We start from the raw sequence: 24,359 nt of genomic DNA, 5'->3' as shown, positions 1-24,359 counted from the left end.
GGGTCCGCCTCGTCCGGGTCTGCCGCGTCCGGGTCCGCCTCGTCCGGGTCCGCCTCGTCCGCCGTCCGGCTGACGCGGCACTCGGGCCCGCGTCGGTCGTTACGGCGTTTCGTCGGCGGCCGGCTCGTGACCGGGCCCGGCGTCATCCGGCTGCCGCACGTACCGCAGGACGCCCCACATGCTGCGCTCCAGCTGCACGGTGGCGTCCTGCGGTGTTTCCCGGCAGTCCGCGAGCTCCTCGTGCAACGCCCGGGCATCGATGCCTGAGCCGATCAGCACCAGTTGCGTGAGGCGTGGCTCGTCCCGTGTCCACGGCTGCGGTACGAAGCGCAGGAATCCGCCGACGGCGTGCAGGGTGTAGCGGTTGCCCGGGTCCGCCGCACCGAAGTCGGCGAAGCCCTTGATCCGGTAGAGGCCTCCGGGCCTGGAGTCCAGGAACGCCATGAGCCGGCGCGGGTTCATCGGCACCTCGGCGGAGAAGGAGACGCTCTCGTACGCCGCGTGCAGGTGACTGCCGTGATCGTGCGCCGTCTCCTGGAGCAGGTCCTCGAAGGTCAGCTGGCGGGCGTCGTCGTCCTCGTCCGGCCGGATCACGGGGTCGAAGAGCAGCTCCGGGTCGATCCGCCCGTACGAGGCTTCGATGACCGCCGCCCCGCCGCAGGACGCGGCCACGGCCTCCCGCACGGCGTCCAGACCGGCTTCCGACGCCCGGTCCGTCTTGTTCAGTACGACCAGGTCGGCCACAGCGAGGTGGCGGTCGATCTCGGGGTGGCGCTCCCGCGTGTTCATGAATTCGGCGGCGTCGACGACTTCGACCAGTCCCCCGTAGCGGATGCGCGGATTGTCGCTCGCCAGCAGCATCCGGACGAGCTCCTGGGGTTCGGCGAGGCCGCTCGCCTCGATGACGATCACGTCGAGGCGGACGGCGGGCCTGGTCAGGGTCTCCAGGAAGGTGTCGAGCTCGCTCGCGTCGACGGCGCAGCACAGGCATCCGTTGCCCAGCGAGACCGTCGAGCCGACCTGCCCCGCGACGGTCATCGCGTCGATCTCGATGGACCCGAAGTCGTTGACGATCACTCCGATGCGGGTGCCGGCACGGTTGTGCAGCAGATGGTTGAGGAGTGTCGTCTTGCCGGATCCCAGGAACCCCGCCAGGACGACGACCGGGATCTGCGGGGCGCGGGGCGGGGTCAACAGGGGGGCCTTCCTCGGAGTCGGTCAGGGTGCGGGCACGGGCCGGGGCGGCGGGGCCCCGACATAGCGGGCCGCCGGGCGGATGATCTTCGAGTCCTCCGCCTGCTCCAGGATATTGGCGCTCCAGCCGACCATGCGCGCCGCACAGAAGGTGGGGGTGAACATCTCGCGCGGCAGCCCGCAGAGCTCCATGACGACGCCTGCGTAGAACTCCACGTTGGTGTGCAGCTCACGCCCTGGCTTGAGCTCGGCGAGGATGGCCTCCACCTGGCGTTCCACCTCGACGGCGAAGTCGACGAGCGGGCCGCCGAAGCCCTGTGCGATCGAGCGCAGCATGCGTGAGCGCGGGTCCTCGGTGCGGTACACGGGGTGGCCGAAGCCCATGATCCGGCCCCCCGCGAGGACCTGTTCGCGGATCCAGCCGTCGATGCGGTCCGGGGTGCCGATGGCGTCCAGGGTGTCCAGGGCCCGACTGGGCGCGCCGCCGTGCAGCGGCCCGGAGAGCGCGCCGACGGCGGCAACCAGGCAGGCGGCCGTGTCGGCGCCGGTGGAGGCGACCACTCTGGCGGTGAACGTCGAGGCGTTGAACCCGTGGTCGATGGTGGAGACGAGGTACTGCTCGACGGCCCTGGCCCGGGAGACGTCCGGTTCGGCGCCGGTGAGCATGTACAGGTAGTTCGCGGCGAACGGCAGGTCGTCACGCGGTGCGACCGGTTCGAGCCCCTGGCCCAGGCGGTGCAGGGCGGTCAGCAGGGTGGGGACGGCTGCACAGACGGCGAGCGCGTCGGTGCGGCGGCGGTCGGCGCCGATGTCGTACACGGGACGGAAGCCGGCGGAGGCCCCGAGCAGCGAGAGCGCGGTGCGCAGCCCGGCCAGCGGGCCGGAGTCGGCGCCCGCCCGGGCGATGGCGGGCAGTGCCTCCCGCACCTCGGCGGGCAGGTGGCGCAGGCCCGCGGTGCGTGCGGCGAAGTCGACGCCCGCGGCCCTGCCGGGGAGCTCGCCGTGGAACATCAGGTACCAGACGTCCTCGAAGCTGCGGCGCTGTGCCAGCTCGACCGCCGAGTAGTGCCGGTAGTGGTAGAAGCCCTCGCGCCCACGGACGTCGCCGAGAGCGGTGTCGGTGACGATCACGCCCGCCAAGCCGCGGGGGACGTCGAGCGGAGCGGGGTCGGTCCTCGGAGCAGGCATGTCCGGTCTCTCCCTCATCATGCGATGAACATTGATTCAACAGTCCATGATTGACTTTAGCTGTGTCAACATTGACTCAATCAACATGAGACCATGATGAGTACCGATGAAAGTGGATACGGTGGGCCCCATGACGTATGACGCGGGGCACGGGGCCGACAGGGAGCGCGCGGAGGCCGAGGGCGGCGAGGGCGCACGCAGGCTGACCACGCGGGAGACCGCAGAGCTGCTCGGTGTGAAGCCCGAGACCGTATACGCCTACGTGAGCAGGGGGCAGCTCAGCAGCCGCCGCGCTCCCGGCGGGCGCGGCAGCACGTTCGACGCCGCCGAGGTCGAGGGACTGGCACGGCGCGCCGGGCGCCGGGAGCCCGCTCCTGCCGTCGGTGACCTGGCGTTCCGTACCGGGATCACCCTCATCGAGCACGACCGGTACTACTTCCGCGGAGTCGACGCGACCGAACTCGCGCGCCACTACGGATACGAGGAGGTCGCCGAGTGGATCTGGACCGGCGAGCTCCGTCCGGGCACCCGCTTCGGCGCACCCCCGGAATCTCTCGCAGCCGCTCGGCGGACGGTCGCCGCCCTGCCGGCGCACAGCGGCTCGACGGACCGCCTGCGGGTGGCCGTCGCCGCCGCTGCCGCCGCCGATCCGCTGCGGTTCGACCTCTCCCCCCACGGCGTGCTGAACAGCGCACGGAGCATGATCCCCACCCTGGTGGGCGCCCTGCCGGTGAAGGGCGAGGAGGCCGGTGACGGCGACCGTCTGGCCCGCCGCCTGTGGCCGAGGCTCTCGGACCGACAGGCCGACGCGGCTTCGCTGGCCGTGCTCGACGCCGCTCTGGCGCTGCTGGCGGATCACGATCTGGCCGCCTCGACGCTGGCGGCGCGCGTGGCCGCGTCCGCTCACGCCCATCCGTACGCGGTCGTCTCCGCCGGCCTGGGCGTCCTGGAAGGGCCGTTGCACGGCGCGGCGAGCGGCCTGGCACACCGGATGCTGTCCGAGGTGGTGGAGCGGGGCGGTGCCGCACCGGTCGTCGCCGACCACCTCCGGACCGGCCGCCCGGTACCGGGGCTGGGGCATCGCCTCTACGCGGGCGAGGACCCGCGGGCCCAGGTGCTGTTCGCCCTGCTCGCGGAGGTGCCGGACGCGGCACCGGCACTGGAGGCGGCCCGCGACGTGGTCGCCACCACCGCTCGGCACACACCCCTGCACGCCAATGTCGACCTCGCGCTGGCCGTCCTCTCCGTCGCGTGCGGCATGCCCGCCGAGGCCGGTGAGACCGTGTTCGCGGTGTCCCGCACGGCCGGCTGGATCGCCCATGCCCTCGAGGAGTACGCGGAGCGCCCGCTGCGGATGCGGCCCAGCGGGCAGTACACGGGGCCGCCGCCGCCGCAGCCGCTTCCCCGTGCGGCACTGCGGGCAGAGACCGGGCCTGCAAATTAGCTACAATCAGCGGGAATTTTCGCGGGGCGGCTGGGCCGTCGAGCCGCGTACGACGAGTTCCGGTTCGAAGAGGAGCTCGTCGGACGGCACCGCGCGCCCCCCGATCTGCACGGACAGCAGCTCGACCGCGGCCCGGCCCATGGCCTCGATGGGCTGGCGCACCGTGGTCAGCGGCGGCTCGGTGCAGTTCATGAACGCCGAGTCGTCGTAGCCGACGACCGAGACGTCCGCGGGCACCGAGAGTCCGCGGCGGCGCGCCGCGCGCACGGCACCCAGGGCGAGCGGGTCGCTGGCGCAGATGATGCCGGTGACGCCCTGGTCGAGCAGCCGCATGGCCGCGGCCTGGCCGCCCTCCAGCGAGAACATCGCCCGGGCGACCCACTCGTCCGGCACGGTGGTCCCCGACTCCTCGGCGAGCGCCCGGGCCGCGGCGAGCTTGCGCTGCGAGGGGACGTGGTCGGACGGGCCGAGGACCAGCCCGATCCGTTCGTGGCCGAGCGAGACGAGGTGGCGCCAGGCCTGCTCGACTGCGACCGAGTCGTCGCACGAGACGCCGGGGAACCCGAGACGGGCTATGGCGGCGTTGATCAGGACGACAGGAATCTTGCGGTCGGCGAGCACCTTGTAGTGGTCGTGCGGGGCGTCGGCCTGGTGGTAGAGACCGCCCGCGAACACGACCCCGGAAACCTGCTGCTGCAGAAGCAGCTCGACGTAGTCGGCCTCCGAGACACCCCCCTTGGTCTGCGTGCACAGCACGGGGGTCAGTCCCTGCTGGGCGAGCGCGCCCCCGACCACCTCGGCGAAGGCCGGGAAGATCGGGTTCTGCAGCTCGGGGAGGACCAGTCCGACCAGCCGGGCCCGCTCGCCGCGCAACTGCGTGGGACGCTCGTAGCCGAGGACGTCGAGCGCGGAGAGGACGGACTGCCGGGTGGCGTCGGAGACGCCCGGCTTACCGTTCAGCACCCGGCTGACCGTGGCCTCGCTGACCCCTACCTTCTTGGCAACCTGAGCAAGTCGTCGCGTCATGAACGCAAGATTAGCGCAAGAAAAGCAAGATGATTGCGTTGGGATGGCACCTCTTGGAACGCTCACAGACGGAGCGCCAGGAGGCAAGGGTTCCGCCGGGTACGGCGTCCCGTACCGGTGAGCGGTCCCGGCGCGGGGCGGGCAACCGCAGGCGCGAGCCACCGGGCCGGCACCCGGGACGTCCGCCGGACAGGGAACCGGACATGGCTCGGCACCGGCCTGTCCAAGGTCCGTCGGGAGGATCCGGAGGATCGCCGGGAGGTCTCCGTGGGGTCCCGCCGGAAGGGGCGGCGTGAACCTCCCGGTGGGACCCCGCCGGAAGGTTCACCGGACGAATATCACGCAGCCGGAATTTCAGGAACGCCGGATCGGCCCCTTACCGTTCGTACGATGAGCGCCCCACCGACCGTCCCGCGGGCCCCGCACCGGTTCGGCTGGCCGAAGCGGGTCTTCTCCCAGGTCCTGCTGATGCAGCTGGCCATCATCACCGGCGTCACGGTGCTGGTCACGGGCCTCTTCCTGGCACCGCTCAGCGCGCAGCTCGACGATCAGGCGATGCGCCGGGCCCTCGCGATCGCGCAGAGCACGGCGGCGCAGCAGCAGATCGCCGTATCGCTGCTCACCACGGAGCCCGCCCCCGGCGGCCCCGTCCAGGCCGCGGCCGAGCGCATCAGGCGCTCCACCGGTGCGGAGTACGTCGTGATCATGGACAAGCGCGGAGTGCGGTGGTCGCACACGGATACCGACCGGATCGGCGAGGTCGTCTCGACCGACCCCAGTACGGCGCTGGCGGGCAGGGCCGTGATGGAGATCGACAACGGCACCCTCGGACGCTCGGCCCGCGGCAAGGTGCCCTTGCGTGACGACTCGGACCGGATCGTGGGCGCCGTCTCGGTCGGGATCGCGTACGACAGCGTCCGCGCCCGGCTGCTCGCGGCGATCCCAGGGCTCCTGGCCTACGCGGGCGGGGCGCTGGCCGTCGGGGCACTGGCGGCCTATCTCATCTCCCGCCGTCTCCAGCGACAGACCCATGACCTCGCCTTCTCCGACATCTCGGCCCTGCTGACGGAACGCGAGGCCATGCTGCACAGCATCCGCGAGGGAGTCGTCGCGCTCGACCGCACGGGCCGCATCCGGCTGCTGAACGACGAGGCGCAGCGCCTGCTCGGCCTGGGCCCCGACGCCGCCGGCCGACCGCTCGACGAGGCACTCGGCGCGGGCAGGACCGCCGAGGTACTGGCGGGGCGGGTGGTCGGCGACGACCTGGTGGCGGTCAGCGGCAACCGGGTGCTGCTCGTCAACCGGATGCCGACCGACGACGGCGGGGCCGTGGCCACCCTGCGCGACCGTACGGAGCTCGAGTACCTCGGCCGCGAGCTCGACTCCACCCGCGGGCTGATCGACGCACTCCGCGCCCAGGACCACGAACACGCCAACCGGCTGCACACCCTGCTGGGGCTCCTCGAACTGGAGATGCACGAGGACGCGATGGAGTTCGTCACCGAGGTCGTCGGCGTACACCGGGCGACCGCCGAGCAGGTCACCGAGAAGGTCCACGACCCGCTGCTGGCCGCACTCCTGGTCGGCAAGGCGACGGTGGCCGCGGAACGAGGCGTCTCCCTGCGCGTGGCCCCCGGGACACTGCTGCCGGACCGGCTGGTGGACCCCCGCGGACTCGTCACGGTCGTCGGGAACCTCGTGGACAACGCCCTGGACGCGGCCGCGGGGTCGGTGGACGCCCGGATCGAGGTCGGGCTGCGGGCCGAAGGCCGTACGGTGGTGCTACGGGTGCATGACAGCGGTCCGGGCGTGCCGTCCGGCAGCCGTGAATCGATCTTCATGGAGGGCTGGTCCACCAAGGACCTCCCGGCCCACGGCAAGCGCGGCCTGGGGCTGCCGCTCGTGCGGCGGCTCGCGGAACGTCAGGGCGGCAGCGCGTCCGTGTCGGACTCGCCCGACGGAGGAGCGGTGTTCACCGTCGTCCTCCCGGAGGCGCTGGGCGAACCGGACCCCGGTGGTGACCCGTCGGCACGCGTACGACCGGCGAAAACAGGAGACGCACCGTGATCCAGGTCCTGGTCGTCGACGACGACGTCCGAGTCGCGCAGATCAACGCGGCCTACGTCGCGAAGGTGCCCGGTTTCCGGGTGGCCGCCCTGGCCCACTCCGCCACCGAGGCCCTCAGCAGGATCGACGAGGTACCGATCGACCTGATCCTGCTCGACCACTACCTGCCGGACAGGAACGGCCTGGCCGTGGTGCGGGAGCTGCGCGCACTCGGACACCACACCGACGTGATCATGGTGACGGCGGCGCGCGACGTCGCGACGGTTCAGGCCGCGATGCGCCACGGCGCACTCCAGTACCTGGTCAAGCCGTTCGCCTACGCGGGGCTGCGCACCAAGCTGGAGGCGTACGCGGCGCTGCGGCGCACCTTCGAGGGCGGCGGCGAGGCCGAGCAGACGGAGGTGGACCGGCTGTTCGGCGGCCTGTGGGCGACGGGCGGGTCCGACCTGCCCAAGGGGCATTCGCCGACCACCGCGGAGCTGGTCCGCCAGGCCCTGCGCACCGCCGACGCGCCGCTCTCCGCACACGAGATCGCGGAGAGCGCCGGAATGAGCCGACAGACCGCCCAGCGCTATCTGAAGCTGCTGGAGCGCACCGGCCGGGTCCGGCTGTCGCTCCGGTACGGCGAGACGGGCCGCCCGGAGCACCGGTACACGTGGGCCACGGGCTCCTGACGCCGCCGCCCTGCCGGAGGCGGGCCTACGCCGCGCCCGCCCCGGTGAGCGACCGCACCTCCGTCTCGGCGTGCCTGGCCTCGTCGGGCGGCCCGGACGAGGTGACCGTGCCGATCCAGCCGGCGAGGAAGCCGGCCGGAATGGACACCAGACCGGGGTTCTCCAGTGGGAAGAGCTGGAAGTCCACGCCGGGGAAGAGCGAGGCCGGGCCGCCCGACACGACCGGCGAGAGCAGGACGAGCAGTACGGCGGGGACCAGCCCGCCGTACACGGCCCAGACCGCACCCCGCGTGGTGAAGCTCCGCCAGAACAGCGAATAGAGCAACGCCGGAAGGTTGGCCGAGGCCGCGACCGCGAAGGCCAGGCCCACCAGGAAGGCGACGTTGAGGTCCTGCGCGAGCAGCCCGAGGGCGATGGCCACCACGCCGACCCCCACCGCGGCCACCCTGGCCACGGCGACCTCGCTGCGCTGCTCGGCCCCCGGCCGCCGGAACGTGGCGTAGAGGTCGTGGGCGACGGACGCGGAGGAGGCCAGGGTGATCCCGGCGACGACCGCGAGGATCGTCGCGAAGGCGATGGCGGCGACGACCGCGAAGAGCACCGTGCCGCCCGTGGAGCCCTCACCACCACCGAGTACGAGTGCCAGGAGCGGCACCGCGGTGTTCCCCGAGGCGTTGGACGCCCGTACGTCCGCGGAACCCACCAGGGCGGCCGCCCCGAAGCCGAGCACGATCGTCATCAGGTAGAAACTGCCGATCAGCCCGATGGACCAGACGACGGACCGACGGGCCGCTCGGGCGGTGGGCACGGTGTAGAAGCGCGACAGGATGTGCGGCAGGCCCGCTGTCCCGAGCACGAGCGCCAGGCCCAGGCTGATGAAGTCGAACCGGGCGGTCCAGCTCTCCCCGTACCTGAGTCCGGGTGAGAGGAAGTCCCTGCCGTGCCCGCTGCGCTCGGCGGCGGTGTGCAGCAGGGCGTTGACGTCACCGTGGAAGTGGGCGAGGACCAGCACGGTGAGCACGACGGCCCCGGCCATCAGCAGGACGGCCTTGACGATCTGGATCCAGGTCGTGGCGCGCATGCCGCCGAACGACACGTAGATGACCATGAGCGCCCCCACACCGACCACGGTCCAGGACCGGGCGGTGTCACTCGTACCGCCCAGCAGCAGCGCGACCAGGCTGCCGGCACCGACCATCTGCGCCACGAGGTACAGCACCGAGACGGTGACGGACGACGTCCCCACCGCGGTGCGCACCGGGCGCTCCGCCATGCGGGCGGCGACCACGTCCGCGAGGGTGAAGCGGCCGCAGTTGCGCACGAGTTCGGCGACGAGAAGCAGGACGACGAGCCAGGCCACGAGGAAACCGACCGAATACAGCATGCCGTCGTAGCCGAAGAGGGCGATGAGCCCCGAGATGCCGAGGAACGACGCGGCGGACATGTAGTCGCCGGCGATGGCGAATCCGTTCTCCATGGGCGAGAACAGCCTCCCGCCCGCGTAGAACTCCTCCGCGGAGCCCTGCCTGTTCCGGCCGACCCATGTGGTGATGCCGAGCGTCACGGCGATGAACACGCTGAACAGCAGCAGCGCCAGTGTCTGGTGGTCCCCGCTCACCGCCCGATCCCTCTCGTCATCTCCTGGGTGTCCCAGCGCAGTTCGAGCGCGGCCCGGTCCCGGTGCAGCCGGGCATGACGCACGTACGCCCAGGTGAGCGCGAACGTGGTGAGGAACTGGCCGAGCCCCGCGAGCATCGCCACATTGAGTGCGCCGACGACGGGACGCGCCATCAGACCGGGCGCCGTGGTGGCGGCGACGACGTAGGCGAGGTACCAGAGCAGGAAGGCCGCCGAGGCCGGGACCACGAACCTCCGGTAGCGACGGCGCACCTCGCGGAAGGCCTCGCTGCGCTGCACCTCCACATAGACGTCGGATGCGCTGTGGGGGTGCCGCACCGTTTCCGGACCGGTCCGCGCGTCGGGCGCGAAGCCCGCCGCGCCGTCCGGCTCGCCCCATCCGGGGGGCGGCGCGTCGTACCACGGGTCGTCGAGCCGCGTCGCTGCGGCATCCGGCCCTGCTTCCTTCTCCACCGAACAACTCCCTTGTCCACGCGCCTTTTCGGCCGCGTAGCCAAGAATGGGCAGATCGGGAAGATCCCGGGCACTTCATTCACCAGGCTTCACCATTTCAGGTGAAGGAAGTCCGGGGCGGCTGTGTGAAAGCCGGTCGTACGCGTAGAGGTCTGCCCGCGATGTCCGGCCGTGTGTTCCGGTCTCGGCGGAGGGATCACCGACGCGATTCCTCCATCCGTGGGTGGGGGCACCGGTTCCGCCCGCGGGCGGAGACAGCGGTCCCCACCCGCGGGCGGATGCGATCAGACGTCGATACGCGAGCGGTCCAGCGTGGCCGCCGAGCTGGTGATGAACTCCTTGCGGGGCGCGACCTCGTTGCCCATCAGCAGGTCGAAGACCTGCTCGGAGGACTCCAGGTCGCCGATGTTGATCCGGCGCAGCGTGCGGTGGCGCGGGTCCATCGTGGTCTCCGCCAGCTGGTCGGCGTCCATCTCGCCGAGACCCTTGTAGCGCTGGATCGAGTCCTTGATCCGTACGTTCTTGCGCTGCATCTCCAGCAACGTCTGCCGCAGCTCGTTGTCGGAGTACGTGTAGACGTACTTGTCCTGGCCCTTCTTGGGCTGGACGAGCTCGATCCGGTGCAACGGGGGGACCGCGGCGAAGACCCGCCCCGCTTCGACCATCGGTCGCATGTAGCGCTGGAAGAGCGTGAGCAGCAAGCACCGGATGTGGGCGCCGTCGACGTCGGCGTCGACCAGCAGGACGATCTTGCCGTAGCGAGCGGCGTCGATGTCGAACGTACGCCCGGAGCCTGCTCCTATGACCTGGATGATCGCGCCGCACTCGGCGTTCTTGAGCATGTCCGACACGGACGACTTCTGGACGTTGAGGATCTTCCCGCGGATCGGCAGCAGCGCCTGGAATTCGCTGTTCCGGGCCAGCTTGGCGGTACCGAGCGCCGAGTCGCCCTCCACGATGAAGAGCTCGCTCCGCTCGACGTCGTCGCTGCGGCAGTCGGCGAGCTTCGCGGGCAGCGAGGAGGACTCCAGCGCGGTCTTGCGGCGCTGCGCGTCCTTGTGCTGGCGGGCCGCGATGCGCGTGCGGGCTGCGGCCACCGCCTTGTCCAGCACCGCCCTGGCCTGGGCCTTGGCGTCGCGCTTGGTGGAGGTCAGGAACGCCTTGAGCTCCTTGGACACCACGCCGGCCACGATCCGGTTGGCCGCCGAGGTGCCCAGCACCTCCTTGGTCTGCCCCTCGAACTGGGGCTCCGCCAGCCGCACGGTCACGACCGCGGTGAGTCCCTCGAGCGCGTCGTCCTTGACGACGTCGTCCTCGGCGACCCGCAGCAGCTTCGCGGAGCGCAGGGCCTCGTTGACGGTCTTGGTCAGGGAACGCTCGAAGCCGGACACATGGGTGCCCCCCTTGGGGGTGGCGATGATGTTGACGAAGGACTTGACGTTGGTGTCGTACCCGGTGCCCCACCGCAGTGCGATGTCGACGGCCAGCTCGCGGGTGACCTCGGTCGCCGTCATGTGCCCGCGCTCGTCGAGCACCGGCACGGTCTCCTTGAACGTCCCCGTCCCCGTCAGGCGCTGGACGTCGCAGACGGCCTTGTCCTGGGCCAGGTACTCGCAGAACTCGCTGATCCCGCCGTCGTAGCGGAATGTCTCCTCGGTCTTGCCCTCGCCGTCGATGCCCCGCTCGTCCCGCACGAGGATGGTGAGGCCGGGGACCAGGAACGCGGTCTGGCGGGCCCGCTGGTACAGCGTCTCCAGGTTGAGTTTGGCGTCCTTGAGGAAGATCTGCCGGTCCGCCCAGTACCTCACTCGGGTACCCGTGCGCGTCTTCGGGACGCGCTTCCCCTTGCGCAGGCCGGTGGCCGGGTCGAAGGGGCTGTCCGCCCCCTGTTCGGTGAACATGCCCGGAACACCGCGCCGGAAACTGATCGAGTGGGTCGAGCCGCTGCGGTCGACCTCGACGTCGAGCCGCGCGGAGAGCGCGTTCACGACCGAGGCGCCGACCCCGTGCAGGCCTCCGGAGGCGGCGTAGGAGCCCCCTCCGAACTTCCCGCCCGCGTGCAGCTTGGTCATCACGACCTCGATGCCGGACAGGCCCGTCTTGGGCTCGACGTCGACCGGGATGCCGCGGCCGTTGTCGCGGACCTCGACGGAGGTGTCGTCGTGGAGGATGACCTCGATGGTGTCGCAGTACCCGCCGAGAGCCTCGTCGACCGAGTTGTCGATGATCTCCCAGAGGCAGTGCATGAGTCCGCGGCTGTCCGTGGACCCGATGTACATCCCGGGGCGCTTGCGGACCGCTTCGAGCCCTTCGAGTACGAGAAGGTGCCGCGCGGTGTAGTTGGAGCTGTCCCTGTCTGAGCCGCCTGCTCCGGTCAGCAGCGCAGTGGACGGCACGGAATCGGCGGTCACGCGGTTCGCTCCTCGCTGAATTTCATTTGGGGCCCAGTGGGTAGCGGGCTCGGCCTCGGTAGCCGCTGAGAGCCTACCGAGGCCTGGTAGAGCGGTTGTAACGCCACCCACGGGGAATCCTTATGCTAGTCCAGCTTCGTATACGCGTTCGATCACTCGTCGGAGTGACATGCACATCACGTTCCCTTCGAGGCATGAACCATTTAGGCTCCGGGCACGTCCTCATCAACAACCGGCAAGCCAGCCGGTGGACGGGCCCACACAAGCAACGCGAAACCGTAGCGCTACGCAATACGGCACATTCGCCGCCAACCGGCAACGGACAGCCATCCCGAGAAGAAGTTTCGAAGAAAAGCCACGAGCGGGAACGTTTTCGGCCTGGTTGGATGTTGACCCTGGTACGACAGCTCGTCGAGCTAGAGAAGAGGCGACGTGACTACTGTTCTGACCCCCGCGAGCCCGCTGACCGCAGCAGACCGCTGTGACCGTTGCGGCGCCCAGGCATACCTGCGCGTCGTCCTGATCAGCGGCGGTGAACTGCTCTTCTGCGCCCACCACGGGCGCAAGTTCGAGCCGGAACTCAAGAAGATCGCCGCGGAAATACAGGATGAGACAGATCGGCTCACTGCCGTGCAGGCAAGTGCCGCCGACGAGGAACAACACTGACACCTCGCATCCACGACGAGCCAGGGCCCGGTCCAGGACCGGCCGACGGGCGGCTTCCCCCAGGGGGGAAGCCGCCCGTTCTCGTATCCGGACCGCGTTCGGTCGGCCTGACGTCAGGACTGGCCGGCCATCCACCGGATGGCTGCCGACACGCGGGTGTACACCCCCGGGCTTCCCGGGCTCCCGCAGCCGCTGCCCCAGGAGACCAGCCCTATGAGGCGCCCACGGGCCACCAGCGGGCCTCCACTGTCGCCCTGGCACGCATCCCGCCCCCCGGCCGTGCTACCGGCGCAGAGCATCGATGAGGCGTCGTACGAGCCGTGTACGCCGCCGGGGTACGCCCGCGTGCAGGCGTTGTCCGACAGCACCCGCACCTTCGCGGCGTGGAGGACGGACGCGTAGGCGCCGTACCCGGTGGTGTCCCCCCAGCCGTACACCGTCGCGGCCGTACCGGGCTCGTACGCCGCGTCCCCGGCCGCGGCGGTCGGCACGACGCTTGCCTCCGGCAGTGCCCGGTCCAGGGTGAGCACCGCCAGGTCGGCGATGTTCGTACGCGGCTCGTACCGAGGACTGATCCAGGCCGACCGCACCGGGATCTCCTGGCCGCCGGGTCCGCTCAGCTCGTCACGGCCGCTGATGATCCGCAGATCGGGGACCTCGGGCACAGTGGTGCCCAGGACGTCCTGCCGCAGGCAGTGCGCGGCCGTCAGCACCTTCGTGGGCGCGATTGCCACCCCGCCGCAGAACTGGCCCGCGCGGCTTCCCCCGAACCGGTCACGGCTCGACAGGGCCACGACCCAGGGACTGTCCGCGACGGGCACCGGTGTGCCGCCCACGACGATGCTGTCCGCGGCGGCGGAAGCCGGGGGACCGAGTGGTATGACGGCCGCGAGGGCCGCCAGGGCGAACGCCGGGGGGAGGGCACGGACGACGATGCGGGGCATGAAGTCTCCTGACGCCGGGGTGAGCAGTGCCCACTCAGCGTCATCCGCACGGGTGCGGCCCGCACCCGCAGAAGGACGAGGGCCCGGAACCTTCCCAGGTTCCGGGCCCTCGTCCTGTCTTCCGTCCTCGATCTAGTCGAGGTAGTCGCGCAGCACCTGCGAACGCGACGGGTGACGCAGCTTGGACATCGTCTTGGACTCGATCTGACGGATGCGCTCGCGCGTCACGCCGTAGACCTTGCCGATCTCGTCCAGCGTCTTCGGCTGGCCGTCGGTCAGGCCGAAGCGCATCGAGACCACGCCCGCCTCACGCTCGGAAAGCGTGTCGAGCACCGAGTGCAGCTGCTCCTGGAGCAGCGTGAAGCTGACCGCGTCGGCCGGGACGACCGCCTCGGAGTCCTCGATCAGGTCTCCGAACTCGCTGTCCCCGTCCTCACCCAGCGGCGTGTGGAGCGAGATCGGCTCACGGCCGTACTTCTGGACCTCGATGACCTTCTCAGGGGTCATGTCGAGCTCCTTGGCCAGCTCCTCCGGGGTGGGCTCACGGCCCAGGTCCTGGAGCATCTGACGCTGCACTCGCGCGAGCTTGTTGATGACCTCGACCATGTGCACCGGGATGCGGATGGTGCGGGCCTGGTCGGCCATGGCGCGGGTGATCGCCTGACGGATCCACCAGGTGGCATACGTGGAGAACTTGTAGCCCTTGGTGTAGTCGAACTTCTCGACCGCGCGGATCAGGCCGAGGTTGCCCTCCTGGATCAGGTCCAGGAAGAGCATGCCGCGACCGGTGTAGCGCTTGGCCAGCGAGACCACGAGCCGGAGGTTGGCCTCCAGCAGGTGGTTCTTGGCCCGGCGGCCGTCCTCGGCGATGATCTCCAGCTCACGCTTGAGCTTCGGCGCGAGCTTGTCGGCGTTGGCCAGCTTGTCCTCGGCGAAGAGGCCTGCCTCGATGCGCTTGGCGAGCTCGACCTCCTGCTCGGCGTTGAGGAGGGGAACCTTGCCGATCTGCTTCAGGTAGTCCTTGACCGGGTCGGCCGTGGCGCCGGCGACGGCGACCTGCTGCGCAGGCGCGTCGTCCTCGTCGTCGTCGGAGAGGACGAAGCCCTTGTTCTCGCCCTCGCCCTCCTCTTCCTCACCCTTACCGGCCTTGACTTCCTCGGCGGCCTCGTCACCGTCGAGGAGCTCTTCGTCCTGCTTGCCGGACTTCTTGGCCGCGGTCTTCTTCGCCGCGGTCTTCTTCACGGCTGTCTTCTTGGCAGCCGTCTTCTTGGCTGCGGTCTTCTTCGCCGGAGCGGCGACGGCAGCGTCGTCGGCCGCCGCGTCCGCGCTTCCGGCCGCCGCCGGGGCGGCGGTGGCGGCGACGGTCCGCGTCACGGTCGTCTTGGCTACGACGGTCTTGGTGGCGGTGCGCTTGACCGGGCTCTTCGCTGCGACGCTCTTGCGGGCGCGCTTCGGCGACTCCGCGGCACTGACCATCAGCGTCACACCCTCTTCCTCGAGGATCTGGTTGAGGCTGCGAAGAACGTTCTTCCACTGGGTTGGCGGAATCTGGTCAGCCTCGAAGGCCCGACGCACGTCATCGCCGGCGATCTGCCCATCAGCCTTTCCCCGCTCGATGAGCGCCATCACAGACTCGGACTCGGCGATCTCCGGCGGGAGCGTACGGGATGTGCTGGCCGACACGAACAACCTCTCGGAACGATGGAAACGGCTTCCGGCCCGGCCCTGGAGAGGGCTGGAACCGACGACCGGCGGCTGGGGATGTTGCCGACGGCGCGGGCTTGGCCTCAGAACTGCACAGCGCGCTGTGTGGCTGCTGTATTCCTTCCGCGGCGGTCACCTCTTAAGTCATCGCACTGTTTCGAGGAGTGTTACGCCCTAATCGCGTGGCCCCAGTCACACCCCATGTGCGACAAACGGAACCAGGGCTCATATATACATACAATTATGCCGCCGGACCACAGGGCCCGGCGGCACACGGTCCGCACTCCCCGGCCGTGGTGCGGTCAGTGCTCGCGGGGCGCGGGAACCACGGGCTCCCCGTCGAGGTGGCCGACGAGCAGCTGCCTCATCGCCGCTTCGGAGGCGGCGGAGTCACCCGAGGCCAGCGCCTCGACGATCCGCGCATGGTGCCCGAGCGACACCTCGGTGGGCCGGTCGCACCCCGCGACGGGCCCACCGGAGACGTGCAGGGCCGCCGACACGATGCCGGAGAGGTGCTCCAGCATGCGGTTGCCCGCCGCCTGGATGAGCAGGGAGTGGAACTCCGCGTCCGCCCGGGAGAACGTGATGCCGTCCCCGTGCCCCATCGCGTGCCCCATGATCTCGATCATTTCTCCGAGGCGCTGCTGAATGTCCTCGCGGCCGTGGCCGGCGGCCAGCCGGGCGGCCAGCGGCTCGATCGTCCAACGGAGCTGCGCCAGCTCGCGGCGCTGGTCGTCACGCTGGGGGCCGAAGGCGCGCCATTCGATGATGTCGGGGTCCAGGAGGTTCCAGTCGCTGACCGGCCGGACCCGGGTACCCACATTGGGCCGGGCACTGACCAGGCCCTTGGCCTCGAGTACGCGCAGGGACTCCCTCACGACGGTGCGGGAGACCTCGAATCGCTGGCCGATCTCCTCCGGAACGAGCGGCCGGTCGGCGCCGAGGTCACCGGAAACGATCATCTGGCCGAGCTGCTGGACCAGTTGGCCGTGGAGCCCACGGCCGCGACTGGCCGTGCCACGCCGGCTCGCCCGCCCCAGTTCGGAATCGGAACCACCCCAGGAGCGGAGGGGGCCACGCTCGCCGGCCGGCGCCTCCGCACAGGGGTAACGGTCGAGTTCGCCCGGGCCGGAGTCGGCGGAACGGGCGGCGGTCATCATGGTGTGCGCAAGGGTACTCACGCATCCTTTGTCGGCGTGGCTCAGCCAGCCCTTGAGGTCTTTGGTGAAAAGCACACGAAAGGGTGATCGGCACCCGCCCCGCAATTGACGCTTTATGGGGAGAAATCGCTCCTTCTCGGCGGAGTTGCCTGCACTCGGCCACCGGATCCGGGCCTCGCACTCACCAACGGGCCCTCCCCCGCAGACTGGTGAACACGTACGCACAGATCAGGGCGGACAACGACAAGGAGAGCGCCACACCCACCGGGTGCGCCACGACCCGCACCGCGGCCATCGCCCACCGGTCCGCCTCGTACGGCCATTGCAGCCAGGCGAGTTCGCGCATTCGACCCGGGAGCCCGGCGATCGAACGAACGGACGGACCTTCGAGCAGTTTCCGCACCAGCGGAACGACCAGGACGGGAACGGCCAGCACGGCGGCGACCCCCGCACCGGCCGCACGGAAGACGCCGGCGGCCAGCAGCCCGGCCCAGGCGCATCCGATCGCCAGTCCGGCCCAACTGGCGCCCAGTTGACGGGCGTTGGCCGGTACGCCGATCAAGTCACCGCCATACACGAGATGCAGGACCTCGGCATTCACCAGCACGGCCAGCACGGCCAGCAGCAGGGCGACGGCCGCGGACACCACCAGCTTGGCCAGCAGGAGTCCGAGGCGCCGCGGGACGGTGCCCCGCCCTGCGGCGAGCGCCGGGTAGCGGAACTCGTCGCCGAAGGAGAGGGCCCCGAGCAGGCCGGCACCGAAGGCCGCGGGTGGGAGGGGCATCAGGTCGGGCCAGGCGACCAGGAGACCGGGGAGGGGTGTGCGGCCCGACCGGGCCAGGAGGACGGAGAGGCCGGCCGATACCACCAGGACGGCCGCCATGATCAGAGCTGTCGTCCTGACGCCGAAGAGGCGGCGCAGTTCGTAGCGCACGGGGCGGAGCGGGCCACGGGCGGGACGGACGGGAATCGGTGGGGGCAGCTCCGAGACCGCCACCGTTGACGCGGGCCCCGGTACGGCCGCGCCTGCAGGCCGGGCGGGGGGAGCGGAGGCGGGGCCCGCATCTCCGATTTCGTCGGCGAGTTGATGCACGGGCAGGCCGTGCCGGTACGCGGCGTCCCCGACCTCGGCGCACGTGCTGCCGTACACCGACAGCCGGCTCCCGTCCTCGGCGACGACCTCGACGGAGCGCCGCGCCGCACGCGCCTCACGGCTGACCACGGCGGCCAGTCGGGCGGCATGCGGTGTCCGTACCGCGACTCTGGGGCGCAGCCGGGTGCGCGAGAAGTCGGCGACGTCCTGGTCGGCGACGAGACGTCCGTCGTCGATGGTGACCACACGGTCGGCCGAACGGGCGGCCTCCTTGGGGTCGCTGGTGGTGTGCAGGACGGTGCCGCCCTCTGCGGCGTGGGCGCGCAGCAGGCCGTGCAGCCAGCTCTTCTCCCGCGGGGAGAGGCCCCTGGCCGGGTCGTCGAGGACGAGCGTGTGCGGGTCTCCGAGCAGCGCCGAAGCGAGACCGAGGCGGCGGTCCATACCGGCGGAGAGGGTGCCGATGCGCTGGTCCCCGAGCCCGGCCAGCCCGACGACGTCGAGCAGTTCGTCGGCCCGCGACGCGGGAACTCCCGCCGCCGCACAGAGCATCCGGAGCTGGCCGCGCGCGGTGCGCGCGGGATGCCCCGGTACGTCGCCGAGAAGCACGCCCACCTCGCGGGCCGGGTGGCCGATGCGGTGCAGGGGCCGGCCGCGGAAGTAGGTGACGCCCCGCCCGGATTCGAGTTCGAGCATCAGACGCAGGGCAGTGGTCTTGCCGGCGCCGGTGGCGCCCAGAAGTACGGTGACGCGGCCGGAGGGCGCTTCGAAGGTCAGGTCGTCCACGACGGAGGGAAGGTCGCGGCGGGGGGCGCTGGTGAGTCCGATGGCCTGGAGCATCGCTTCTCTCGCTGAGGGTGAGACCGCTCGGCGGCAGGGTGGGGTACCCCAGCAACATAACGCGACATTTCAGACTTTTGGCGCAGCACTGTTCCAGTGGGCGTTCCGTGGGTCAGAAATACCGCGCCTGCGCGGCACCGGACTTCCGCCCAACGCCCGCCCGGCTACCGCCCGCCCGGATCGCGATCTCCGGCCCGGACAACCGCCCCCGACCCCCGCAGCCTCAGCCCCCGCAGTCTCAGACCTCCGGCCTCAGCATCGGGGGGTTGAGCACGGTGGCGGCTCCGGCCCGGAACAACTGCGCGGGGCGGCCACCCTGTCGCGTGGTCGTTCCACCGGACGGAACGAGGAAACCGGGCGTGCCCGTGACCTTGCGATGGAAGTTCCGGGGGTCAAGGACCACACCCCACACCGCTTCGTACACCCGGCGCAGCTCACCGACGGTGAACTCGGGCGGGCAGAACGCCGTGGCCAGCGAGGAGTACTCGATCTTGGAGCGCGCCCGCTCCACCCCGTCGTCGAGAATCCGGGCATGATCGAAGGCCAGCGGCTCGGACTGCTCGCCGTCCCGGCCGAAACCGCCGCCGGGGCCGAGGAGATCCACGACGGGGGCCCAGCGCGCGCTGTTGGCATCACCACCCGCACGGGGCGCGGGAAGATCTGGAGCCAGCGCGAGGTGCGCGACGCTGACGACCCGCATCCGCGGATCGCGCCCCGGATCTCCATAGGTGGCCAACTGCTCGAGGTGGGCGCCGTTCCCGACGGCGGGGGCGGCCGGATCGTGGGCGCAGAGCCCTGTCTCCTCGACGAGCTCACGCGCCGCCGCGGCACCGAGGTCCTCGTCCGTTCTGACGAATCCGCCCGGCAGCGCCCACCGGCCCTGGAACGGCGACTCACCGCGGCGCACCACCAGCGCGCAGAGCGCGTGACGGCGCACTGTGAGCACAACCAGGTCGACGGTGACTGCGAAGGGCGGAAAGGTCGACGGGTCGTAGGACGGCATGCCGAAATCATAGTCGTCTTCCTGACGATAAACAGTCACTTCGCGATGTTGGTGAGCCTGCCTCTGCCGTCACGGTGCCGATACCGCCCCCGCTCGCGATGCCGGTCCGGCAGTCTCGGCGATGCCTGGTGCGCGTGGCCTCGCGAAGCCCGTACGCCTGTCCTCGCGAAGCCGGGGCGCCTGTCCCTGCGATCCCCGGTACTGCGTTTCCTCGCGAAGCCAAGGCACCAGAATGAGGTCCGATGCCGCGCTCCGCCGCGACCGCCCCCGTGCGGCCCGGTGGAGCGCGGTCGGTCAACGGCCGCTCCTGGCCCCGCGCTGCCCTCCCCCCTGTCCCGGCGCCCGGCTCCGGCACTGCGGGCCACCGGCCCGGGGACGGGCCGCGGCCGAACCGGGGCCTGCGGAGCCGGCCGCCGTTCCTGTCGCCCTCTTCCGCTTCGCAGCCGGTGTGCGCGGGGGCCTCCGCCCCGGCCGCCGTTCCGCACGCCGCCCTTCGTGCCGTCCGGTCGTACCGCTGACACTCGCGCCCGCGCCGTCACCGTCGCGCCCGGCACGCAGGCCGCGTTCGTCGCGGAGGCAGCGCCGCAGCGTTTCCGGGTCCATGCCCTCGTTGCACGCCTGATGCAACAGCTGGGCGAACGTGTAGTCGGGATCGGCCCGCAGAGCGAGCCCGAGCGCGACCCTGGCACCGGGTTCGTCGCCGGCGGACCAGGAGACCCAGCCGGCCAGAGTGAGAGGTGCCGCGGAGTGCTCCACGTACGGGCCCACGCAGCGGCGGGCGAGCGCCCGCCACAGCCGTAGGGCCGCCTCCGCCTCGCGGCCCTCCATCCACTCCGCGGCCCGGTCCCGGGTCTCCCGGTCCTGAAGACCGAGAATGAGTGCCGCGGCTTCGTCGCAGCTGATTAGGCGATCGTCGTCGATGTCCGCAGTCGTGGCCGCGGGCGCCCGCACGAGACGTTCCATGAGCTCACGCGCCAGGGCCAGCGTCTCCCCCGCGACCGCACCCCGTCCATCGGCGTCGAGGATCCTGGACACCAGCACGGCTCCCGCGGAGTCCAGCGCCTTCTCCTGCTCCGCACCCGCCGGGGAGCCCCACGGCCTGAGCCGGGCTTCCATGTCCCGTAGGGAACCACGCACCCGGATACCGGCATAGGCGGCTGCCGCCGCCATCACCGTCGTCCCCGGAAGCGCCAGCGGATTGCCCTCGACGGGGCAGCAGCGCTCGTCGGGGCAGCAGTAGGACCAGTAGCGGCCGTCGGAGATGCAGAGGGCTTCGAGCACGGGAACGTCGAGCGCCCCGCAGGCCGTGCGCAGACGCTGGGCCAGGGGCCTCAGCCGCTCCATGGCCTGATGCCCGCTCTCCCCCTCGGCGGGATCCTGGCAGAGGAAGACGACGATCGCGTCCGGACGCGTGTCACGTCGTTCACTGCCTGAGATCAGGCACTCCGCCAGCTGGTTCGCGACCGGTGCCCATTCTGTCGGCGATGGCGGGATGCCCATCCTGAGCCGGCCGCCGAAGCGCCCCTGACCGCCATGGAGCGCCACCATGACCACGCTGTCGTTCGGGTGGAACCCCATCAGGTACGGAAGGGCGTCGGCCAGCTCGGCGGGACCGCGCAGAGTGATCTGCTGCTCGTCGGCCGGTTCGGTGGATTCGTGGTGCTTGTTCATGGCATGACCGTCCCACCGGTCCGCCGATTTCCGCGACCCCTGTGGATAAAGTTATCCACAGGCTCGGACGGTCGTTCGCGGTTTGTCACAGGCATCGGGTTGCATGGGGGCATGACCAACCCAGACCGCGCAGAGCTCAGGGCCTCGGCCGACTCCGTACTCACCCGCCTCGTCGGGGACACGACCGGCGCTGCCCGGCTGCGTGAGGACCAGTGGCGGGCCATCGAGGCGCTGGTCGCGGACAAGCGCCGGGCCCTGGTCGTGCAGCGGACGGGCTGGGGCAAGTCAGCGGTGTATTTCGTCGCGACCTCTCTGCTCCGGGCGCAGGGAAGCGGCCCGACAGTGATCGTCTCGCCCCTGCTCGCGTTGATGCGCAACCAGGTGGCCGCGGCCGCCAGGGCCGGCATCAGCGCACGCACCATCAACTCCTCCAACACCGAGGAATGGGACAGCGTCCGGGCGGAGGTGGCCGCGGGGGAAGTGGATGTGCTGCTCGTCAGCCCGGAGCGCCTCAACAACCCCGACTTCCGCGACCAGGTCCTGCCGGAGCTCGCCGCGGCGACCGGGCTGCTGGTGGTCGACGAGGCCCACTGCATCTCCGACTGGGGTCACGACTTCCGGCCGGACTACCGACGGCTGCGGACCATGCTCGCCGATCTCCCTTCGGGCGTCCCGGTCCTCGCCACGACGGCGACAGCCAATGCGCGCGTGACCGCGGACGTCGCGGAACAGCTCGGCACCGGCGCGGGCACGGACGCGCTGGTGCTGCGCGGCCCCCTGGACCGCGAGAGCCTCAGTCTCGGAGTCCTGCAACTGCCCAATGCCGCACACCGCCTGGCCTGGCTGGGCGACCACCTCGGCGAGCTTCCGGGGTCCGGGATCATCTACACGCTCACCGTCGCGGCCGCCGAGGAAGTCACTTCGTACCTGCGCCAGTGCGGGCACCCGGTGACGTCGTACACCGGCCGCACCGAGAACGCCGACCGGCAGCAGGCCGAGGACGATCTGCTGGCCAACAAGGTCAAGGCGCTGGTGGCCACATCGGCGCTGGGCATGGGTTTCGACAAGCCCGACCTAGGGTTCGTCGTCCATCTCGGATCACCGTCCTCCCCCATCGCCTACTACCAGCAGGTCGGACGTGCGGGACGTGGGGTCGAACACGCCGAAGTCCTGTTGCTGCCCGGCAAGGAGGACGAGGCCATCTGGCAGTACTTCGCCTCGGTCGCCTTCCCTCCCGAGGAGCAGGTGCGGCGCACCCTGGACGTCCTCGCCCAGGCGGGCCGGCCCCTCTCGCTGCCGGCGATGGAGCCCCTGGTCGACCTGCGGCGCACCCGTCTCGAGACGATGCTCAAGGTCCTGGACGTCGACGGCGCGGTGAAGCGGGTGAAGGGCGGCTGGATCTCGACGGGCGAGCCCTGGGTCTACGACGCCGAGCGCTACGCCTGGGTCGCCCGACAGCGCGCCGCCGAGCAGCAGGCCATGCGGGACTACGCCTCGGGGACCGGCTGCCGCATGGAGTTCCTCAGGCGTCAGCTGGACGACGAGGAGGCCGCGGCGTGCGGCCGCTGTGACAACTGCGCGGGTGCACGGTTCGACGACAAGGTCAGCACCGCGGCTCTCGACGGCGCGCGGGGGGAGCTCGGCCGCCCCGGGGTGGAGGTGGAACCCCGGAAGATGTGGCCCACCGGCCTGGCCGCGGTGGGAGTGGACCTCAAGGGCCGCATCCCTGCGGGCGAGCTGTCATTCCCAGGCCGTGCGCTCGGGCGGCTTTCCGACATCGGCTGGGGCAACCGGCTCCGGCCGATGCTGGCAGCCGAGGCCCCGGACGCCCCCGTTCCCGACGACGTGGCGAGCGCGGTGGTCACGGTCGTCACCGACTGGGCGAAGGGACCGGGCGGTTGGGCCTCCGGCGCTCCGGACGCGGCGCCCCGGCCCGTCGGTGTCGTGACGGTGGCCTCCCGCCGCAGGCCGCAGCTGGTCCACTCCCTGGGCAGCGGTATCGCCGAGGTCGGCCGGATGCCCCTGCTGGGGACCGTCTCCTACGCACCCGGGACCGAGGACCTCCGCTTCTCGCAGACCAACAGCGCCCAGCGGGTGAGGGCCCTGCACGAGGCTCTGGTCGTGGACCCCCCACTGGCCGAGGCGCTCGCATCGGCGGCCGGCCCCGTCCTCCTCGTCGACGATCTCTCCGACACCGGCTGGACACTCGCCGTCGCGGCGCGGCTCCTGCGCCGGGCGGGTGCCGAGGGTGTGTTTCCGCTGGTCCTCGCAGTCCAGGCATGACGATGGCTTCGTCCTGGCACCGAACGGGCAGGGATATCTGTGTCATTCCGTCCGATACCCGTCAGCCGCACCAATTGCTCGTTGCCGCCCGCCGGTACGACAGGAAGAATTGGACTCGCTCCCCGCACCGTCCCTTCGCGGGCCCGGAAGGGCTGTGCCGCGGCGCGCCCTCACTCGACCCTGCCCGCACCGTGGGCGCGTAGCGAAGGGAGGACCGTGACCTTCGGATTCGCTCCGTCCGCAGCCACTTCACTGTCGGCGTCCCCGGTATCCGCGGGCTCCGTCAACAACCTTGCCCGGATGCTCGAACCGGCCGAGTGGGCGGCGGCCGGCATACCTCTGCTGGGCAGTCCGCGTGAGGTCGTCAGCGGCCTGCACGCACGACACAGACCGACCCCGACCACTGCCGTCGTAGCCGTCCTCGACCACGAGGAACGGCTCACCGCCAGCGCCTCGTTCGCCCGGCGGACCAACGTGGCCGCCGACGGCTGGGAGTTCCGCAACTCCTTGCTGGCCCATCTGCGCCGCGTCGTTCCGCACGACCTGCGCCGCCGCACCCCCGTGCGCACGGCGGTCCTGCTCTACTGCCGTGAGGGAGACGAGCGATGGACGGAGGAGGACGGGGCGTGGATGTGGGGACTGCGGGATGCCTGCACGCTCCACGGCCTCCGCTGCGGGGCGTACATCACCCTGACCCGGGGGGGCTGGCAGGTCCTCGGCGAGGGCAGGGGCGGCCGCAGGCCCAGTTCCCTGTCCGAACCGGCCGCCCTGGCCGACGCCTTCGCCGATCACGACCCGGTTCCGCTGCGCACCGGCGGCGGGGCCGCGGAGGCGCTGCGCCGGACCGCGGCCCGGTGAAACGGCCCGTGGGTCCTGGCCGTCCTCACGGACGGCCAGGACCCA

18 protein-coding genes are annotated in these 24,359 nt (G+C 71.0%); 6 read left to right on the top strand and 12 right to left on the bottom strand.

Features of this window, described 5'->3' with window-relative positions:
• Positions 1 to 99: 99 nt before the first annotated feature.
• Together OG927_RS24765 and OG927_RS24760 are read right to left on the bottom strand one after the other, a co-directional pair.
• Positions 100 to 1,194, bottom strand: a complete 1,095-nt coding sequence (locus OG927_RS24765; RefSeq protein WP_330320789.1) for a CobW family GTP-binding protein — start codon at positions 1,192 to 1,194, stop codon at positions 100 to 102.
• 24 nt (positions 1,195 to 1,218) lie between these two features.
• Positions 1,219 to 2,382 (bottom strand): citrate synthase/methylcitrate synthase, encoded by a 1,164-nt coding sequence (locus tag OG927_RS24760; RefSeq protein ID WP_330320788.1) that lies wholly within the window; start codon positions 2,380 to 2,382, stop codon positions 1,219 to 1,221.
• 130 nt (positions 2,383 to 2,512) lie between these two features.
• Here OG927_RS24760 and OG927_RS24755 point away from each other — a divergent pair, with 130 nt between their 5' ends.
• Entirely contained in the window at positions 2,513 to 3,826 is a 1,314-nt protein-coding gene (locus OG927_RS24755; RefSeq protein ID WP_330320787.1) for a citrate synthase, read from the top strand.
• 6 nt (positions 3,827 to 3,832) lie between these two features.
• Here OG927_RS24755 and OG927_RS24750 read toward each other — a convergent pair whose 3' ends face one another.
• Positions 3,833 to 4,852: a LacI family DNA-binding transcriptional regulator gene (locus tag OG927_RS24750; RefSeq protein WP_056790765.1), complete on the bottom strand. Its 1,020-nt coding sequence runs from the start codon at positions 4,850 to 4,852 to the stop codon at positions 3,833 to 3,835.
• A 390-nt stretch (positions 4,853 to 5,242) separates the two neighbouring features.
• On the opposite strand from OG927_RS24750, the gene OG927_RS24745 reads away from it, so the two are divergent.
• Together OG927_RS24745 and OG927_RS24740 are read left to right on the top strand one after the other, a co-directional pair.
• Complete coding sequence (locus tag OG927_RS24745) at positions 5,243 to 6,919, top strand: sensor histidine kinase (protein WP_330320786.1); 1,677 nt, start codon at positions 5,243 to 5,245, stop codon at positions 6,917 to 6,919.
• Positions 6,916 to 7,593 carry a DUF7342 family protein gene (locus tag OG927_RS24740; protein WP_124281002.1) on the top strand — a complete coding sequence of 226 codons (678 nt, stop codon included), beginning with the start codon at positions 6,916 to 6,918 and terminating at the stop codon, positions 7,591 to 7,593. The genes OG927_RS24745 and OG927_RS24740 overlap by 4 nt, the downstream gene beginning before the upstream one ends.
• Before the next feature lie 25 nt (positions 7,594 to 7,618).
• Here the strand turns inward: OG927_RS24740 and OG927_RS24735 are convergent, their stop codons facing one another.
• The 3 genes from OG927_RS24735 to OG927_RS24725 all read right to left on the bottom strand — a co-directional run bounded on the left by OG927_RS24735 (position 7,619) and on the right by OG927_RS24725 (position 12,095).
• A complete protein-coding gene (locus OG927_RS24735) occupies positions 7,619 to 9,211 on the bottom strand; it encodes a solute symporter family protein (protein WP_124281003.1) in 1,593 nt (530 codons plus the stop codon).
• On the bottom strand, positions 9,208 to 9,684 hold the full coding sequence (locus tag OG927_RS24730; RefSeq protein WP_330320785.1) for a DUF485 domain-containing protein: 477 nt from the start codon (positions 9,682 to 9,684) through the stop codon (positions 9,208 to 9,210). Before OG927_RS24730 ends, OG927_RS24735 begins: the two co-directional genes overlap by 4 nt.
• 284 nt (positions 9,685 to 9,968) lie before the next feature.
• The gene (locus tag OG927_RS24725) at positions 9,969 to 12,095 is read right to left on the bottom strand and encodes a DNA gyrase/topoisomerase IV subunit B (protein ID WP_056790776.1); all 2,127 of its coding nucleotides are present in this window, start codon (positions 12,093 to 12,095) and stop codon (positions 9,969 to 9,971) included.
• Between the two features lie 432 nt (positions 12,096 to 12,527).
• Between OG927_RS24725 and OG927_RS24720 the strand changes: the two genes are divergently transcribed.
• Entirely contained in the window at positions 12,528 to 12,761 is a 234-nt protein-coding gene (locus OG927_RS24720; protein ID WP_014153643.1) for a DUF7455 domain-containing protein, read from the top strand.
• A gap of 113 nt (positions 12,762 to 12,874) precedes the next feature.
• On the opposite strand, the gene OG927_RS24715 is transcribed toward OG927_RS24720, so the two are convergent.
• The 6 genes from OG927_RS24715 to OG927_RS24690 all read right to left on the bottom strand — a co-directional run bounded on the left by OG927_RS24715 (position 12,875) and on the right by OG927_RS24690 (position 21,173).
• On the bottom strand, positions 12,875 to 13,705 hold the full coding sequence (locus OG927_RS24715) for a S1 family peptidase (RefSeq protein WP_056790779.1): 831 nt from the start codon (positions 13,703 to 13,705) through the stop codon (positions 12,875 to 12,877).
• A gap of 132 nt (positions 13,706 to 13,837) precedes the next feature.
• Entirely contained in the window at positions 13,838 to 15,388 is a 1,551-nt protein-coding gene (locus tag OG927_RS24710; protein ID WP_124281006.1) for an RNA polymerase sigma factor, read from the bottom strand.
• A gap of 323 nt (positions 15,389 to 15,711) precedes the next feature.
• A complete protein-coding gene (locus tag OG927_RS24705) occupies positions 15,712 to 16,569 on the bottom strand; it encodes a FadR/GntR family transcriptional regulator (RefSeq protein WP_056790781.1) in 858 nt (285 codons plus the stop codon).
• A gap of 181 nt (positions 16,570 to 16,750) precedes the next feature.
• Complete coding sequence (locus OG927_RS24700; RefSeq protein WP_209469609.1) at positions 16,751 to 18,499, bottom strand: ABC transporter ATP-binding protein; 1,749 nt, start codon at positions 18,497 to 18,499, stop codon at positions 16,751 to 16,753.
• A gap of 238 nt (positions 18,500 to 18,737) precedes the next feature.
• Positions 18,738 to 19,502 (bottom strand): NUDIX hydrolase, encoded by a 765-nt coding sequence (locus OG927_RS24695; protein WP_056790787.1) that lies wholly within the window; start codon positions 19,500 to 19,502, stop codon positions 18,738 to 18,740.
• 294 nt (positions 19,503 to 19,796) lie between these two features.
• Positions 19,797 to 21,173 (bottom strand): DUF4192 domain-containing protein, encoded by a 1,377-nt coding sequence (locus tag OG927_RS24690; protein ID WP_330320784.1) that lies wholly within the window; start codon positions 21,171 to 21,173, stop codon positions 19,797 to 19,799.
• Positions 21,174 to 21,284: 111 nt separating this feature from the next.
• On the opposite strand from OG927_RS24690, the gene OG927_RS24685 reads away from it, so the two are divergent.
• Positions 21,285 to 23,456: a RecQ family ATP-dependent DNA helicase gene (locus OG927_RS24685; RefSeq protein ID WP_330320783.1), complete on the top strand. Its 2,172-nt coding sequence runs from the start codon at positions 21,285 to 21,287 to the stop codon at positions 23,454 to 23,456.
• Between the two features lie 216 nt (positions 23,457 to 23,672).
• The gene (locus tag OG927_RS24680) at positions 23,673 to 24,314 is read left to right on the top strand and encodes a hypothetical protein (protein WP_056790796.1); all 642 of its coding nucleotides are present in this window, start codon (positions 23,673 to 23,675) and stop codon (positions 24,312 to 24,314) included.
• The last annotated feature ends 45 nt before the right edge of the window (positions 24,315 to 24,359 follow it).

It is taken from the genome of Streptomyces clavifer (assembly GCF_036345975.1).
In the GTDB taxonomy this organism is placed as follows: Bacteria; Actinomycetota; Actinomycetes; order Streptomycetales; family Streptomycetaceae; genus Streptomyces; species Streptomyces clavifer.
Note: the sequence above shows the minus strand (reverse complement) of the source record. Positions and strands in the feature narration are given on the sequence as shown.